The sequence below is a fragment of the Bacillus sp. FSL L8-0193 genome (assembly GCF_037976065.1).
Lineage (GTDB): Bacteria > Bacillota > Bacilli > Bacillales > Bacillaceae > Bacillus > Bacillus paralicheniformis.
The window spans coordinates 269971-285829 of sequence record NZ_CP150261.1 but is presented as its reverse complement, the minus strand read 5'-3'; the positions used below and the strand labels follow the sequence as shown (position 1 = coordinate 285829).

15 protein-coding genes are annotated in these 15859 nt (G+C 46.7%); 9 read left to right on the top strand and 6 right to left on the bottom strand.

Going from position 1 to position 15859, the window contains the following annotated elements; translation table 11 throughout:
• Positions 1-17: 17 nt before the first annotated feature.
• On the top strand, positions 18-554 hold the full coding sequence (locus tag MHH76_RS01580; RefSeq protein ID WP_020449989.1) for a GNAT family protein: 537 nt from the start codon (positions 18-20) through the stop codon (positions 552-554).
• A 42-nt stretch (positions 555-596) separates the two neighbouring features.
• Here MHH76_RS01580 and MHH76_RS01575 read toward each other — a convergent pair whose 3' ends face one another.
• Positions 597-1532: a DNA-binding domain-containing protein gene (locus MHH76_RS01575; RefSeq protein ID WP_020449988.1), complete on the bottom strand. Its 936-nt coding sequence runs from the start codon at positions 1530-1532 to the stop codon at positions 597-599.
• A 6-nt stretch (positions 1533-1538) separates the two neighbouring features.
• Positions 1539-2867 (bottom strand): sensor histidine kinase, encoded by a 1329-nt coding sequence (locus MHH76_RS01570; protein WP_039073141.1) that lies wholly within the window; start codon positions 2865-2867, stop codon positions 1539-1541.
• Positions 2868-3255: 388 nt separating this feature from the next.
• Here MHH76_RS01570 and MHH76_RS01565 point away from each other — a divergent pair, with 388 nt between their 5' ends.
• The 5 genes from MHH76_RS01565 (at position 3256) to MHH76_RS01545 (ending at position 8563) form a co-directional block, all read left to right on the top strand.
• Positions 3256-4239 carry a glutaminase gene (locus MHH76_RS01565; RefSeq protein WP_020449986.1) on the top strand — a complete coding sequence of 328 codons (984 nt, stop codon included), beginning with the start codon at positions 3256-3258 and terminating at the stop codon, positions 4237-4239.
• A gap of 23 nt (positions 4240-4262) precedes the next feature.
• Positions 4263-5693, top strand: a complete 1431-nt coding sequence (locus tag MHH76_RS01560; RefSeq protein WP_020449985.1) for an alanine/glycine:cation symporter family protein — start codon at positions 4263-4265, stop codon at positions 5691-5693.
• Between the two features lie 132 nt (positions 5694-5825).
• Complete coding sequence (locus tag MHH76_RS01555; RefSeq protein WP_020449984.1) at positions 5826-6224, top strand: DUF2809 domain-containing protein; 399 nt, start codon at positions 5826-5828, stop codon at positions 6222-6224.
• Between the two features lie 918 nt (positions 6225-7142).
• On the top strand, positions 7143-7853 hold the full coding sequence (locus MHH76_RS01550; protein WP_025810839.1) for a carbonic anhydrase: 711 nt from the start codon (positions 7143-7145) through the stop codon (positions 7851-7853).
• The gene (locus MHH76_RS01545; RefSeq protein WP_025810840.1) at positions 7841-8563 is read left to right on the top strand and encodes a DUF421 domain-containing protein; all 723 of its coding nucleotides are present in this window, start codon (positions 7841-7843) and stop codon (positions 8561-8563) included. Before MHH76_RS01550 ends, MHH76_RS01545 begins: the two co-directional genes overlap by 13 nt.
• Positions 8564-8581: 18 nt before the next feature.
• Here the strand turns inward: MHH76_RS01545 and MHH76_RS01540 are convergent, their stop codons facing one another.
• The 3 genes from MHH76_RS01540 to chbG form a co-directional block, all read right to left on the bottom strand.
• On the bottom strand, positions 8582-9358 hold the full coding sequence (locus tag MHH76_RS01540) for a MerR family transcriptional regulator (protein WP_023857747.1): 777 nt from the start codon (positions 9356-9358) through the stop codon (positions 8582-8584).
• A 121-nt stretch (positions 9359-9479) separates the two neighbouring features.
• A complete protein-coding gene (locus tag MHH76_RS01535) occupies positions 9480-10853 on the bottom strand; it encodes a PTS transporter subunit EIIC (protein WP_043054029.1) in 1374 nt (457 codons plus the stop codon).
• A gap of 13 nt (positions 10854-10866) precedes the next feature.
• Positions 10867-11607, bottom strand: coding sequence for a chitin disaccharide deacetylase (gene chbG, locus MHH76_RS01530; protein WP_043054028.1), 741 nt, complete (start codon positions 11605-11607; stop codon positions 10867-10869).
• 211 nt (positions 11608-11818) lie between these two features.
• Here chbG and mmuM point away from each other — a divergent pair, with 211 nt between their 5' ends.
• The 3 genes from mmuM to MHH76_RS01515 are packed head-to-tail and all read left to right on the top strand — an operon-like array spanning position 11819 to position 14627.
• Positions 11819-12766, top strand: coding sequence for a homocysteine S-methyltransferase (gene mmuM, locus MHH76_RS01525; protein WP_020449976.1), 948 nt, complete (start codon positions 11819-11821; stop codon positions 12764-12766).
• The gene (gene mmuP / locus MHH76_RS01520; protein ID WP_020449975.1) at positions 12766-14220 is read left to right on the top strand and encodes an S-methylmethionine permease; all 1455 of its coding nucleotides are present in this window, start codon (positions 12766-12768) and stop codon (positions 14218-14220) included. The genes mmuM and mmuP overlap by 1 nt, the downstream gene beginning before the upstream one ends.
• 26 nt (positions 14221-14246) lie before the next feature.
• Positions 14247-14627 carry a DUF2512 family protein gene (locus MHH76_RS01515; protein WP_003178548.1) on the top strand — a complete coding sequence of 127 codons (381 nt, stop codon included), beginning with the start codon at positions 14247-14249 and terminating at the stop codon, positions 14625-14627.
• A 34-nt stretch (positions 14628-14661) separates the two neighbouring features.
• Here the strand turns inward: MHH76_RS01515 and MHH76_RS01510 are convergent, their stop codons facing one another.
• Positions 14662-15549, bottom strand: a complete 888-nt coding sequence (locus tag MHH76_RS01510; RefSeq protein WP_020449974.1) for a glycoside hydrolase — start codon at positions 15547-15549, stop codon at positions 14662-14664.
• Between the last annotated feature and the right edge of the window lie 310 nt (positions 15550-15859).

Below are 15859 nucleotides of genomic sequence, written 5' to 3'. Positions count from 1 at the left end.
AACTTGGAGGCAAGAACATGGAAACCCTTTATACAGAAAGATTGACTTTGAGAAAAATGGAATTGGAAGATGCAGATGTCCTCTGTCAATACTGGTCAGATCCGGAAGTCACAAAATATATGAATATCACGCCTTTTACAGACGTCTCACAGGCGCGGGACATGATCCAAATGATCAATGATTTAAGCCTTGAAGGGCAGGCAAACCGCTTTTCAATCATTGTGAAAGAAACGGATGAAGTCATCGGGACGTGCGGTTTTAATATGATCGACCAGGAAAACGGCAGAGCTGAAATCGGCTATGACTTAGGGAGAAATCATTGGGGAAAAGGCTTTGCTTCCGAAGCTGTTCAAAAGCTGATCGACTACGGCTTTACAAGCTTGAACCTCAACCGGATCGAAGCGAAGGTAGAGCCCGAAAACACGCCTTCAATCAAACTCCTCAACTCGTTATCCTTTCAAAAGGAAGGACTGCTAAGAGATTACGAGAAAGCGAAAGGAAGACTGATTGACGTATACATGTTTTCGCTGCTGAAAAGAGAATACGCTGGGTAACCGGCATGCAGAAGAGCTTCCTCTAAGGTGAGGAAGCTCTTTTTAACCCCTTTTTCCGGCGCTTTCGCTCAACCGCTTGGCTTCCAAAAAGAAAACCTGAATAAATTTCTTCGTGTTGACGCGGGCGGACGGCAAGGCGGCGGCAGAGTCTTTCTGCAGCTCTTTCATTTTTTTGCTGATGACAGTAAAGTCAAAAAAACGGGACGCATAGCTTTCAAACCGCGGATTTGAAAAATCTGTTAAACCGAGTGATGCGAAATGGTTTAGCGAATGGCTGACCGCCCGCCGTATCCGCTGCTCAGACGCTTTAATCTCCCTGTTGATCTCCACGGGTGAAGCAGCCGGCCCGAGCTTTTGCTCGGCAATCTGATGAAAAATCTGTTTGAGCGGCGGAAAGTCCTTTTCATATAATGAAGTCTGTTCATCATCAAACAAATACTGAAGGATGGCGAGTAAATCCTGGGACCCGCTCTCCCCGACGATTCCGAGTTCAGAAAGGAGAAATTCGCCCGTTTCCTGAATGCTTTTTTCCCTAAAGCCGTTTTTTCGTCCGCTGCCGAGACTCACGAGCCGGTTCAGCGAAGATTGTATGTCATGGATCGACCTTTCCAGCTCGATGCGCTCCTTGACTTTTTGAATGACGTTCAAGATTTCAATGCGGTTAATCGGTTTATGTATATAATATTCAATCCCCAAAGAATAGGCTTCACCGATCATTTCCTTCGATTCCACCTGGGAAATCATGATGATCTTCCCTGAGAAAGCGCCATACAAATGACGAACCGTCTCAATTCCGTCGCGGAGCGGCATTAAAAGATCGACAAACAAAATATCAATTTGCTGCAAATTCAGGACGTGGCCTTCCAAATCGCAGCCGTCTTCCGCTTCTCCGGCCACTTCTCCCAAATCTTCGTCTTCAATGATTTGTTTTAAAATCGATCGCACAGCACGGTCATCATCTGCAATAAAAAAACGCACAGGCCTTCACCCTTTCTGAATCAATTGTTGGACCGGAAGTCTGATCGTAAACACAACACCGCTTGCATCACTCTGAAATCGAATGCTCCCCCCGAGCTCCTCGACAGTTTCCTTCACATAAGACAAACCGATTCCGGTTGAAGGGGTTCCGAATTCATCATATTTTGACGTGTATCCCGGCTCAAACACCACATCCCCGACTTTCTCTGGAATGCCCGGTCCGTCATCTTCCACGCGGCATTCCAGCATGTCATCGGCGCGCCTATAGAGGCTGAGGCGGATGGAGCCCTGTCTTTGAATCGCTTCCACCGCATTCGCCATAATATTATTAATCACGGATAATACAGTATACACGTGGTATTTTGGATGTTCTCCGTCTATCGAATAATGAAAGTCAATGTCTTTTTCGAGCGATTCGGCATACTTTCGATTAATGCCGGCCACAAGCCGAACTAGATCTTCTGCCGCCATGTAGTCTCTGAAGCTTTCTTTCGAAATTAGTTTTGAAAGCCCGGCGAAAATGCGCTGGTTGTCTTTTTTGACCTCGTGGATTTCACCGGCGAGGCGCAGCACCTTCTGGCTGATCTGCCGGACAGAGGAATTGTTATCGCTCTGTCTATTTAAGAGCCTGTACAGCTGATAGGATTCGTTCGTAATCTCTTCAGTATTCTTCAACGTCTTTTTCAAATGAACGGTTTCTTCATATAAATTTGAAACGATCATCAACATGTGCTCATTTTGTTCGCGGATCTGCTTTTCCCGCGATTGCGTTTCATACAGCTTCATGACATTAAAAAAGCTCAGCACAATAAAGCTGTGGGAAAAAGCAATCGCCATCATGTCGCGGATCTTTCCCGGGGTGACGGTAGACTCGAACATCATATATTGAACGACCAGTTCGGCTCCATCGGCAATCAGTTCAATTCCGAAGCCCAGAAACCCGATGTAGAGCGGGCGAAATTGAAATCGCTTCACTTTTGCCAAGTAGAATAGAAACGCATATGTGAAATAAAAGAAAAAAGTCGGATAATGGTGATAAAAGGATGACAACCAATCGATCTGCCCCGGGCCGAATGCATCAAGCAGCACCCGAAACCCGACGACGGCCGCTCCCGTTAAAAAGCCGGACAGCACAGCCGGGACATTCCGCAGCAGCAACAAAAGAAAGAAAAAAGTTGGAACGCCGAAGCTGACCCGGAAGGTCTCGTTCAACGGATAGAACTTCAGCTCTCCTGCGAGCGGCACCGTTAACATCATCACTGTTAAGATATAGCCGTCTTTCTTTACAAGCCGGGCCGCCTGCTTCATCACGCTTCCCCAATTTCCACCCATCATGCTGATCCTCCATTACAAACGTGTTGCTTTATTTTGACTTTAACCGCACGTTTTCCGCAACTCCCATTTTACCCACAGTCGATTTGATTTTTAAATCAATTGGCTTATTTTTTAAATATTTTTGTCGCTTTTTGTAGGTTTATGTAGGTTCTATTATAAATTGAATGTATATTTTCTCTATTTGAAAACGCTTATATTTTCCCGCAACTCACTCCCTTGCGCAACCCAAACCCCTTTTCCCAGGAAAGAACAGGCTTTAAAACAACTTGTGCGGCAGAGGCTTATACCCCTTTGCCTTCTGCCGCCATGCCCTAATCACCGCTTTTTAGAGCCTCGTATTTTTTCAGCAAACCTGCAAGCTTTAACAGGTCAGATTGGAGGAAATTCGATGAATGAAGTATTGGAAGAACGCTATGACGCCCGCTTCTGGCAATCCCGCCTTGAAGATTTGGTTGAACATTACCGTCCTTTTTCCGCAAGCGGACGCAACGCCGAATACATTCCCGCTTTAGGAAAAATCGACTCTAACCAGCTCGGCATCTGTGTGATCGGTTCTGATCAAACGGTGATCAAAGCAGGAACTTGGGACGTATCATTCACACTCCAGAGCATCTCAAAGGTGGTCAGCTTTATCGCAGCGTGTTTGACGAAAGGGATTTCTTACGTATTAGACCGTGTTGATGTAGAACCGACGGGAGACGCGTTCAATTCAATCATCCGCCTTGAAATGCACAAGCCGGGAAAGCCGTTTAACCCGATGATCAACGCCGGAGCGCTGACCGTTGCGTCGATCCTACCCGGTGAATCGGCACTGGAAAAAATGGAGTCGCTTCATGAAGTCATTGAAAAAATGATTGGAAAACGGCTTGAAATCAATGAGGAAGTATTTCGGTCAGAGTGGCAAACCGCCCATCGGAACAGAGCATTGGCCCATTATTTAAAGGAAACCGGCTTCCTCGAAGCAGACGTCGAAGAAACGCTTGAAGTCTATTTGAAGCAATGCTCCATGGAAGGAAGCACTGAAGACATCGCCTTGATCGGCATGATTCTCGCAAATGACGGATATCACCCTCTCCGCCAAGAGCAGGTGATCCCGAAGGATGTCGCCAGGCTGACAAAAGCTTTAATGCTGACGTGCGGCATGTACAATGCTTCAGGAAAATTCGCGGCCTTTGTCGGCATTCCGGCAAAGAGCGGCGTCTCCGGCGGAATCATGTGCGCGGTGCCTGCCAGCATGAAAAGAGAACAGCCTTTTCGGCATGGATGCGGCATCGGCATCTACGGTCCGGCGATTGACGATTACGGCAACAGCATGACGGGCGGAATGCTGTTAAAACATATAGCCCGTGAATGGGATCTCAGTATTTTTTAAAATCACAAAAAAGAGGTGAAAGCATGCAGCAATTCCTTCAAGAAGTCATTGTTGTCACAAATGATTTTCTTTGGTCAAAACTATTAATTATTATGCTTCTGGCTTCAGGACTGTTTTTTACTTTTAAATCGAAGTTCTTTCAAGTTCGCTTGCTGAAAGACATGTTCCGGGTTTTAAAGGAAGGAGCACCCGACAAAAACGGAATCTCTCCTTTTCAGGCTTTTTGCATTAGCATGGCCGCGAGAGTAGGCACAGGAAATATTACGGGGATTGCGATCGCCATTGCCTTGGGCGGACCCGGCGCTATCTTTTGGATGTGGATCATCGCCATCATCGGTTCGGCGTCAAGCTTTGTCGAAAGCACGCTGGCGCAAATTTATAAAATAAAGGATAAAGACGGCTTCCGCGGCGGCCCTGCTTACTATATGGAAAAGGGTTTGAAAAAACGCTGGATGGGTGCGCTGTTTGCCGTCTTGATTACATTATCCTTCGGAATCGTGTTTAACGCGGTCCAGTCCAATACGATAACGGTCGCTTTTGAAAACTCATTCGGCACAGACCGTCTTACACTGGGGATTATCATTACGATTGCCTTCGGCATCATTACCTTCGGCGGTATCAAACGGATCGCCAAGCTGTCCGAATATATTGTCGTATTTCTCGCCGTCTTATATATCGGCGTCGCCGTTTTTGTCATGCTGATGAACATTACGAAACTGCCGGACGTCATCTCTTTGATTGTCGGTCATGCGTTTGGCCTTGAACAAGCGGCAGGCGGAGCCATCGGCGCAGCGCTAATGAACGGAATCAAACGCGGCCTCTTCTCAAATGAAGCCGGGATGGGCAGCGCGCCGAATGCAGCAGCCGCAGCGACAACGAGCCATCCTGTCAAACAGGGTCTTGTCCAGGCTTTAGGGGTTTTCACGAGCACTTTGGTGATTTGTTCAAGCACAGCTTTTATCATTTTGTTTTCCGATGCGTATCAAGAACCGGGGCTGAGCGGAATCGAGTTGACGCAAGCATCGCTCAGCACGCACATCGGAGCATGGGCCTCAGGCTTTCTTGCCATTATGGTGTTCCTGTTTTCTTTCAGCACCTTAATCGGAAACTACTACTATGGAGAAACGAATATCGAATTCCTGCACACGAACAAAGCATGGCTCTTCATTTACAGAATCTGTGTGCTTGCGATGGTTATCTTCGGATCGGTATCAAAAGTCCAGCTTGTGTGGGACCTCGCCGACTTGTTCATGGGCTTGATGGTCATCGTCAACTTAATCGCGATTTTCCTGCTGTCAAAAGTGGCATTTGCCGCCTTGAAAGACTATGTGAAACAGCGAAAAGCTGGAAAAGATCCGGTCTTTTATAAAGATGTTCTTGAAAACCATGAAGGCGTCGAATGCTGGGAACGCTCCGGCACCGAACAAAAAACCGAAAGCAAAAATGCGATATAACACAAGCCGCCGTATCCGGCGGCTTTTTTCGTTCATTTTAAACCGTCCAAAATAATAAAACGTTTTTCCTCTTGTATCCGTCATGTCTCCGAAGATTTACTTCACCTGCTTTGGCAGAAAAGGGGTCCAGCCATGAATATGAAAAGAAGCCGTATCCGCCGGCTTGCGCTGATATTCGCAGCGATGGCGGCGGGGCTTGCTTCAAGAAAGGCGGCCGATATGCTGCCGGACATCGTGAATGCCTATTTAGGGGATGCGCTGTGGGCGCTGATGATTTTCTTCGGCGCAGGCTTTTTGTTCAAAAACGCGAAGACAGCTTCAGTGGCGCTGATTGCGCTCGCGTTTTGTTTTTTAATCGAATGCAGCCAGCTGTATCACGCTCCATGGATTGATGATATCAGAGCCGTTCCGCTCGGCGGACTCATTCTCGGTTATGGATTTTTGTGGAGCGATTTATTGGCTTATGTGCTCGGCGTTTCCGCAGGTGCCGCGGGCGAAAAGCTGTTTCGCAAACGAAAAAGACAGCCGTAACGCTGTCTTTTGGGGAATATTTACGCACTTTGATTTTGAGTCTTTTTACAGTTTAAAACAAACATAGCAAGTCCGATAATAAGAAGGATGGGTCCAATGAGTAAAGCACGGTACAGGCGATTATTTCCTGTATTCGGCAGCGGGTTGCCTCCTGTTTTTTTTGACATGTCCAATGTCTCTATCCTTTTTGGCAGGAGGAGCTGCGGTATTTGTCTCTTCCTTATGATTTTCTACCGCATGCTTTACGATTTGCCCATCTTTTTTGAGTTTCAAATTCGAACGTCTCTTCATTTTAAATAGATCCCTTCGGGGCAATCGTTTCCGTGTGTGTAAAGCCGAGCGATCCCGTTTTCATCGTTTTTTCTCCTTGCAATTTCTGCGCATTTTTCGTTATGACTGTGGCAATAATAAAAAGCCGGCAGCAGAAGAGAAGCGCTAATATTATTCGTTAAGCTGTATGATAACGGTTACTAATGCAGCCAACATCAAAAGAATGATAATGGCGAAATAAGTCCACAGGATGGCAGCGAAGGGGTTGAGCGGCCTTTTTGTACTCTCTTCCCAGTTTGCGTTTTTCGGTTATTGGATTTGAGTTGTGCCAGCTGAAATATATTTAAAAACACAGATATAACTAATGCAACTGCCAAAGATAGATTCAAAGTTTCAACCTCCCTTAAAATAGAGCTCTGTCGAGGAGTCAGCCAAGGCAAGCTGACCGTAAATTTCCTCCTCTAAATGAATCATTTCCTTTGTTTTTTCAGAGATGAAAATGGTAATCGTCTTGAACGCTTCCTAAAACCTATTCCATTGCTTTATTAGCCGTTATCTCCCCATATCCTCTTTTTTAGTTTCAGACCGCCGCCCATAAATATTATCCCGTTTTTTAGACAGACTACCTGAATAAAGGAGGCAGGTCATATGAAATTAAGCAACAAACTCATCCTCGGGTTAACGGTTTCGTCACTCGCCGGGAAGTTTCTTGAAAAGCTGCTGATCCAAGACAATGTCAGTCCCAATATTACCGCGTCATTTAATCAAGAAGCAGATATTCCGGATATTGATGCGTCCTCATACATCCATCATTTCGCCTCGGTCATCGGCAGTGTGGTCATCGGGCGAAATGTTTTCATCGGGCCTTTCTCTTCGATCAGAGGAGACACGGGATTAAAAATCTACATCGGCCATGATTGCAATATCCAGGACGGAGTTGTCTTGCACGGTATGAAAAACTATGAGTACAACAGCCCAGTTACTGAACATTCCGTTTTTAAGGATCGTGAATCGTATTCCATTTACATAGGCGAGAAAGTCTCACTTGCCCCGCAATGTCAAATTCACGGTCCCGTACGAATTGACAACAATGTTTTTGTCGGGATGCAAAGCCTTGTTTTTGATGCCTATATCCAAGAGAATACGGTGATTGAACCGGGAGCAACAGTAATCGGTGTTACAATTCCCCCAAAACGGTTTGTTTCGGCGGGTCGTGTGATTTCAAACCAGGAGGATGCCAACCGGCTTCCTGAAATAAGCGATTCTTATCCATATCATGACCTCAACTCGAAAATGACGGCCGTCAATCTTGAATTGGCAAAAGGCTATAAAAAGGAAGCGAGAAAATGGAAACTATGAAAGAAATTTTGGTTGTCTACGGGCGAATCATCACCATCCTTCCGCTTTTATTGGCTGTTACATTGCTAATGGGAAAACGCTCAATCGGCGAAATGCCTGTATTTGATTTTTTAATCATTATTACATTGGGGGCTGTCGTCGGAGCTGACATAGCCGATCCGAGGATTGAACATTTGCATACCGCCGCTGCGGTGGCTGCGATTGCCCTATTGCAAAGACTCGCTTCAAAAATCATGATCAAAAACAGAACACTCGGACGTCTGATTACATTTGAACCGACCATCGTCATCAAAAATGGAACGTTTATTGTCGGCAATTTAAAACGAATCAGATATTCGGTGGATAATGTTCTGCAAATGCTTCGTGAAAAAGATGTTTTCAATGTCAGCGACGTAGAAATGGCGTTTATAGAGGCGAATGGAAATTTAACGGTATACAAAAAGCCAAATAAAATGGAAGTCACGGCTGAAGATATGGGGATTCAAAAAAGCAGCGGCGAATTTTCATATCCGGTCATCGTTGACGGGAAAGTGTACACATCTGTCCTTCACCAATTGAATGTAACGGAAAACTGGCTCAAAAACCAGCTGAAAAAAAAAGGGCTTGAACGAATGGATGAAATCTTTTTCGCTTCGGTTAATCAAAACCATCAACTGCATGTTTCACTTGATAATGAAACGGCGAAAATTGAGCCGGAGCTTTTGCATTAAAAGCTCCGGCGGATTTTTTCATCGGCCGTTTTCGGGACAGAAATCGTTGTGAATCATGTAATATTCGAACACCTGCTGCAGCCACTCATCCTCTTCTTTTGTAAAAGGTGAAGAAAACTTCTCTGCCAGCTGCTGCGATTCGATTGTCTCCATCTGTCCTAAAGCCGACAGCACGCCCTCTCCGACAAATTCCAAACTCGTCTTCATATATCGGTCCGCCATTTCCTGCACTTCGGGGTCATCAACCGGTTTTCCCATGAGCCGCTTGGCTTCCTTAGATAAACGAACATACTCTTGATCCAATTTGGCCATCTCATCTTCTGATTTGCCGAATACATCATCGGCAAAACGTTTGGACACCTGCTGTTCAAGCCATATGCGCTGCTCCTTCTCAGTCTGGATGCTGTTCAGCAGGCTCATGAAAACAGAACTGTCGATTTCCTCTTCCTCCTCCAGAAGACCGATTGTCCTGTTTATCGCTTTCAGCCCTGTTTCAATATGTTCCTTTTTCTCCTCCAGCACCTTTTTCTGCTCCTGCAGCGCCTCAATCAGACCGGCATCAAAGCATGCATCCTTCATGAAAGCGCGAATTTGTTCAAGACTGTACCCGAGAAACTTAAAACATGTGATTTTCTGCAACTCTCTCGCATCTCTGTCTGTGTAGAAGCGGCGGCCTGTTCCCGGCTGTTTTTCAGGCTTCAACAGGCCGATTTCATCGTAATAATGGAGCGTCCGAATGGATGTCCCTGTCATTTCTGAAAAAACACCGATTGAATAATATCCGTCATTTTCCATAAAAATCCCCTCCAACTGACGATTTATTCCTATCATAACGCCTCACGCTGCTGGAGGTGCAAGCTTATTTTTCGCAGACTCGTGATTTTCCCAAAAGGTACGGGACAATCAACTCCAGTTTTTAATCCGGCGGAGTCTCCCCGATTAAGTTCTGCAAATCTTTTTTCACATTCCCAGCATCCGTTCCGATCACAATCTGGATATGATGCTGGTCAATTTTGACCACACCGTGCGCTCCTAATTGCTTTAATTGCGCTTCATCCGCCAAGGACGTGTCTTTTAATTTCATTCGCAAACGGGTTATACAGTTTTCGCAAGTCACGACATTCTCACGGCCGCCGATATGCTTAAGAATGCCTGCAGCCATAGACTGATGCAGCCGGTTTCCTTCAGGTGTTTCCTGTTCCCTTCCGATCACCGGAATGTTTCGCTTTATAATCACAAAGTAAAACGTAACATAATAGAGAGCAAAAAAGGCAAGGCCGACGGGTATGATCCATAATCCGCCGTCTGATAAATTAAGGTTCAGCAAATAATCGATTGCGCCTGCTCCCCATGAGAAGCCGTGACGAATCCCAAGCAAACAGAGCACCGCTCCGGCAAGTCCCGTATAGACCGAGTGAAGAAAGTACAATAAAGGCGAAGTAAATAAAAACGTGAATTCAACTGGTTCCGTAATCCCGGTGAACAGTGATGTGGCTGCTCCTGAAGACATGAGCGCTTTCGTTTCCTTTTTTCTCGTTCTGGCTGCATGCGCGATTGCCAAAGCGATCGCCGGAATGCCAAACATCATCGTGATAAAAAAGCCGCCGAGAAAGTAGCCGGCTGTCGGGTCTCCATTCAAAAACCGCGTAATTTCCCCTGTCACCGCTTCGCCGGATGCCGTCTCATAGCGCCCAAGCCCAAAATAAATATACGTATTCATGACATGGTGAAGGCCGAACGGCAGCAAAAACCGATTCAGAAATCCGAATACAAACACCCCGAAAGCGCCAAGACCTACAAGCGACTGGCTAAAAGTGTCGATCGCCGCTTCTGCATAAGGCCAGACGATTGAAAAAAAGCCTGCCACCGGAATCGTCACCAATACGATCATCGTAATCGGAAACTTCTCTCCGCCAAAAAATGAAAACATGCTTGGCAGTTTCGTATGTTGAAACCGGTTATAAATGAAAGCCGCCATCAGGCCGGCGAGCACCCCGCCGAAGACGCTCATATCAAGATCAGGATTCAAGATGCCGAGCCCCTCTTTTAATACGGTAATCGCCAAATATCCTGTCAGCGCAGGAATTCCTTTATCTTTTGAACGGGCAAAGCCCATGGCGATGCCGATTGCGATCAGGACATCCATATTGTTCAATATCACGCCTGACGCTTGAAAAAGCGGTATATTCAGCATATCTTCCGCAGAAAGACGCAGCAGCAGGCCGGCGATCGGAAGAACGGTAATCGGAATCAGCAAAGACTTTCCCAGCAGCTGAAAAATATGTTTCATTTCGGCATTCTCCTTATGTCAAATTCCTAAATGATACGAGCTGGACATCAGTAAGCTTATTCAAACGGATGACAACGTCCGGATCGGTTAAAAATTCAAGTTCATCGACTCTCGGATAAGTATAAGAAGAGTTCGTCAAAAGCTCCTTATCGATGTATGCCGGGTGGGTCATGACCTCCACGGTATCATGCTCTTCAAACAGTTCAGAGACGGCTTCTTCATCCTTTAAAGCCGCTTCGAGGACAGGTAAAAAAAAGTCTGTTGTCTTCACTCCTTTTTCCGTGATCACAGCACTCTCCATATTGCGCCTGACAGGCAAACGGTACTCTTTGGCGAGCGTCAAAAATGCGTCTGAGATGGCCGGGGAAGCGTTGATGTGATGGTGGCTGTCCAAATGATCGGGTTCCAAGCCCATGTTGATGCATGTTTCAATCTGCGCTTTCCACTCTCGGTATACTTCATCAGTATCAATTGTAAAAGCACCTTGATAAAATGCGAGATTGCGAAAATTCCCCTTTGCATCGACGATCGTCCGGTGGTCAGACAAAAGCGGTCTTCCGCAGGTCAGCACCAAATGTACGCCGATCCCGAGCCCGGGCGATTCGCGAGCCAGCCGCGCCGCATGACCTGCGCCCGGCATATTTGTCATGAACGTCGCTGATGTTAAAATCCCCAGCTTATAGGCATCAATAATTCCATAGTTCACGCCTCTTGAATATCCAAAATCATCAGCATTGATAATCAGTTTTTTCATCCATCCAATACCCCTTATCAGTCTTTTTTAAAAAAAATATGCGGAGACGTACCGTTTTACCCTAAATAGAAAACGACAAAAGCTACTAGTAAAAACTGATTTTTGGTAGATTGACAAAAGCTACTGAAGTCTTTTAAACTATTTTTCATATATTTTTAAAAACTCTAAAAAAGGAGGCCGGGGTCTCAAACGACAGATCCTCAACAATGAGATGACCAATCCGATCCAATCGATTTTAGAACAATTTCCTATCATCACACTTGACGGCGCGATGGCCACCGAGCTTGAACGGTACGGCTGTGATTTGAACGACAGCCTGTGGTCTGCAAAAATGCTCATCGAAAACCCCGAGCTTATCAAACAAGTGCATCTGGATTATTTCCGTGTGGGCGCCGATTGCGCGATGACAGCCAGCTATCAGTCGACGGTTGAAGGTTTCACAAAACGCGGCCTCAGTGAACAAGAAGCGCTCCACCTTATCCGGGAGTCTGTACGTCTTGCTGTAGAAGCACGCGATGAATTTTGGGCGGTTCCGGAAAACCGCAAAGGCCGGCCCAAACCGTTTGTAGCCGCTTCAGTAGGCCCTTACGGCGCTTTTTTAGCGGATGGTTCCGAATATCGGGGGGATTATGACGTCACAGAAGACGAATTGGCCGATTTTCACAGGCAGCGAATGGCCGCTTTAATCGATGCAGGCGCCGATATGTTAGCCTGTGAAACAATACCGTGCCTTTCAGAAGCAAAAGCAATCGTTCATTTATTGAAAGAATTCCCTGACACACATGCGTGGATCAGTTTCAGCGCTAAAGACGGACGTCATATCAGCGACGGCACGAAAGCCGGCGAATGCGCGAAATGGCTCGATCAGCATGACCAGGTTGCGGCAGTTGGCGTAAACTGTACGCGGCTGGAGCATGTCTCTTCGCTCATTGGCGGCATCAAAAAGCATACAGCTAAACCGATTATCGTCTATCCGAATTCCGGTGAACAGTATGATCCGGAGACAAAAACATGGCATGGTGCGGCATGCAAAGCTTCCTTCGGAGAAAGCGCCCGCAGCTGGTACAACCAAGGAGCACAGCTGATCGGCGGCTGCTGCAGAACAACACCTGAAGACATAAAAGCCGTCGCCGACTGGGCGAGAAAGCTGGAGATATGATGGAACAGTCAAACAACAATCGTCAGAACTTTCAAAGAAAAATGCAAACGAGACACCTGATCATGCTCTCCTTGGGAGGCGTTATCGGCACGGGTCTTTTCTTAAGTTCCGGCTATACGATCTCACAGGCGGGTCCTGCCGGAACGATTTTAGCCTACTTAGTCGGGGCTCTGATTGTCTACCTTGTCATGCTCTGCCTCGGCGAATTATCGGTCGCCATGCCTGTCACCGGATCGTTTCATATGTATGCCTCCAAATTCATCGGGCCGGGCACCGGATTCACCGTCGCCTGGCTTTACTGGCTGACCTGGGCTGTCGCGCTGGGTTCGGAATTTACCGCTGCCGGGTTATTAATGCAGCGCTGGTTCCCCGATACTTCGGTGTGGATGTGGAGCGCGGTTTTCGCTGCACTGATTTTCGTGTTCAATGCTGTCTCAGTGAGATTTTTTGCCGAGTCCGAATTTTGGTTTTCGAGCATTAAAGTACTTGCCATTATATTGTTTATTATTTTAGGCGGAGCGGCGATATTCGGCATCATCCCGCTACAAAATACAGATTCCGCACCGCTTCTTTCAAACTTTGCAGGAGAAGGCGGGCTCTTTCCGAACGGTTTCCTTCCAATTTTTATGGCGATGCTCTCCGTGAATTTTGCGTTTTCGGGTACGGAGCTGATCGGGATTGCCGCCGGAGAAAGCGCCGAACCGGAAAAGAACATTCCAAAAGCGATCAAGACAACACTCTGGAGACTGGTGCTTTTCTTCATCGGAACGATTTTCGTGCTCTCATGCCTCATTCCGGTCAAAGAAGCCGGTGTGATCAAAAGCCCGTTCGTCGTCGTTTTTGACCGTATCGGTGTTCCATACGCGGCCGACATTATGAATTTTGTGATTCTGACGGCTCTGCTTTCCGCGGCCAACTCAGGCTTATATGCTTGCTCCCGGATGCTCTGGTCACTGTCAAAAGAAAAAACGTTACACCCCGTTTTTCAAAAGCTGACTTCACGGGGAATTCCGTTGAACGCGCTGATTTTCAGTATGATCGGCGGCATTCTGTCGCTGCTCTCCAGTGTTTTTGCACCTGATTCCGTCTATATCGTTCTTGTATCAATTTCAGGCTTTGCCGTTGTTGCCGTCTGGATGAGCATTGCAGCCTCGCAGTTCATGTTCCGCAGACGCTTTTTGGCTGAAGGAAACACCGCAGACGGCTTAAAATACCGGACACCGTTTTATCCGGCAGTACCGATTGCCGCTTTTCTATTATGTCTGGCATCCTGCATCGGCATTGCCTTTGATCCGAACCAAAGAATCGCCCTTTTTTGCGGTGTTCCATTTATGGCGTTATGCTATATCATCTACTATGCAAGAAACAGAAAGAATGGCGGAAAAATGTCTGAGCCCGTTAAAAAAGCAAGTTTGCATGTTTCGTTTTCTGAATACGAGGAAAAGAAAAACTAAAATCTCGTATAAAGGAGCGAATTGTTATGGAACATGTGAAAGCCCTTGCCATTAAAGGCATCATGACAATTGTGATACTGTACCTTGTTCTCGGGCTCGGGTTTAGTTTCAGTTTTGAAAACACCCTCTTCATCACAATTGTTCTTGGCGCGGTATCCTATTTGCTGGGTGATTTGTTTATTTTGCCGAAGACCAATAACATCACAGCCACTTTAGCCGATTTAGGCGTCGCTTTTCTTGTCGTTTGGCTGATGGCTCTTGCGATGGGAACGGCTGCAAACACCGCTGCATTGGCCGCGTTTTTTGCAGCAGTCGCTATGGCAATCGGTGAATACATTTTCCATTTTTACTTGATGAATAAAGGCCTTGGCTCTCCCAACCGCAGAATGGAAACGAGAACGGAATAATATATAAAAAAACGTCCAGCAAACTGGACGTTTTTTAATCAAGAATAGAGATTTTCCCAATACGGCCGCACTCTTCTGCAAACCAGATCGATTGGGCTGGTCCGGCCGCTATCCCGTGCGGTTCAGACTCGGCCGTCGGAATTGGATATTCCGTAATATCCCCGTTGACTGTAATGCGGCCGATTTGACCCGCACCCCATTCCGTAAACCACAGGGCACCATCGCCGCCGGCGGTAATCGCGTGCGGGCGGGCATTGGCTGTCGGAAGCGGGTATTCGCTGATCTTCCCTGAGACCGCAATTCTCCCAATTTGATTTTCGTTTATTTCTGTAAACCACAAAGCTCCGTCCGGGCCTGCAGTGATTCCGACCGGTCCGGATTGTTCTCCAGGAAGCGGATACTCGCTGATGTCTCCATCTGCCGTTATTCGCCCGATGGAGCCGCTTTGATTTTGTGTAAACCAGAGTGCATCGTCTGCTCCCCTTGTAATAAATGACGGGAAGGCTCCCGGTTTGGGCAGTTTATATTCAGTGATTTCGCCTGAAGATGACAGCCTGCCGATTTGATGTCCGGCCATATCGGTATACCACATGGCATCGTCACAGCCTACGGTGATCCCAAACGGGGCAGTACCTGGAGGAAGGGCATACTCAGTTATTTCCCCTTGAGGCGTCATTTTTCCGATTTTCCCCGCTTTATACTCCGTAAACCATAGCTCACCGCTAATCCCGGGAGTAATAATCGAGGCGCCTGCGCTCTTCGTCGGAATCGTATATTCGGTAATATCTCCAGACTCTGTGAGCATACCGATCCGGTTTCCCTTTTGTTCAGTAAACCAAATGCGCCCGTTTGCACATACGGCGATCCCGTACGGACCCGACTCGGGGTCGGGAACGTGATATTCAGTCATGCGAATCTGCATGAGCGACCCTCCCTTTATTCCATTTTCCTTGAGCATCTGACCTTTCAGAACGCTCCCAGGCATTTCTCATTTTCATGTTACCTCAGGCGGAGCATGCAGTGAAACAGAAAGTTCCATTAAATATAAACTGTACAGGCATGCTCTAGTATCATAAGATTGTTTTAAAGCATAAACTTATTTTTCTATATATGGTTCAATAAGGAACCGTCTGCCAGATCTTATCATTTTGAAATATATTCATATTATCGCCCTATCAATTCATTGGTGACGGCATACTTTGTGTATAAAGGCAACCGCTGTCTCAGGCGGA

Coding starts and splice junctions, on each gene's coding strand:
- MHH76_RS01550 (WP_025810839.1), top strand. CDS start 7,143: ATGAAATTAAGCAACAAACTCATCCTCGGGTTAACGGTTTCGTCACTC.
- MHH76_RS01545 (WP_025810840.1), top strand. CDS start 7,841: ATGGAAACTATGAAAGAAATTTTGGTTGTCTACGGGCGAATCATCACC.
- MHH76_RS01510 (WP_020449974.1), bottom strand. CDS start 15,549: ATGCAGATTCGCATGACTGAATATCACGTTCCCGACCCCGAGTCGGGT.
- MHH76_RS01540 (WP_023857747.1), bottom strand. CDS start 9,358: ATGGAAAATGACGGATATTATTCAATCGGTGTTTTTTCAGAAATGACA.
- MHH76_RS01555 (WP_020449984.1), top strand. CDS start 5,826: ATGAATATGAAAAGAAGCCGTATCCGCCGGCTTGCGCTGATATTCGCA.
- MHH76_RS01560 (WP_020449985.1), top strand. CDS start 4,263: ATGCAGCAATTCCTTCAAGAAGTCATTGTTGTCACAAATGATTTTCTT.
- MHH76_RS01515 (WP_003178548.1), top strand. CDS start 14,247: ATGGAACATGTGAAAGCCCTTGCCATTAAAGGCATCATGACAATTGTG.
- MHH76_RS01565 (WP_020449986.1), top strand. CDS start 3,256: ATGAATGAAGTATTGGAAGAACGCTATGACGCCCGCTTCTGGCAATCC.
- MHH76_RS01580 (WP_020449989.1), top strand. CDS start 18: ATGGAAACCCTTTATACAGAAAGATTGACTTTGAGAAAAATGGAATTG.
- mmuM (WP_020449976.1), top strand. CDS start 11,819: ATGACCAATCCGATCCAATCGATTTTAGAACAATTTCCTATCATCACA.
- MHH76_RS01570 (WP_039073141.1), bottom strand. CDS start 2,867: ATGATGGGTGGAAATTGGGGAAGCGTGATGAAGCAGGCGGCCCGGCTT.
- chbG (WP_043054028.1), bottom strand. CDS start 11,607: ATGAAAAAACTGATTATCAATGCTGATGATTTTGGATATTCAAGAGGC.
- MHH76_RS01535 (WP_043054029.1), bottom strand. CDS start 10,853: ATGAAACATATTTTTCAGCTGCTGGGAAAGTCTTTGCTGATTCCGATT.
- mmuP (WP_020449975.1), top strand. CDS start 12,766: ATGGAACAGTCAAACAACAATCGTCAGAACTTTCAAAGAAAAATGCAA.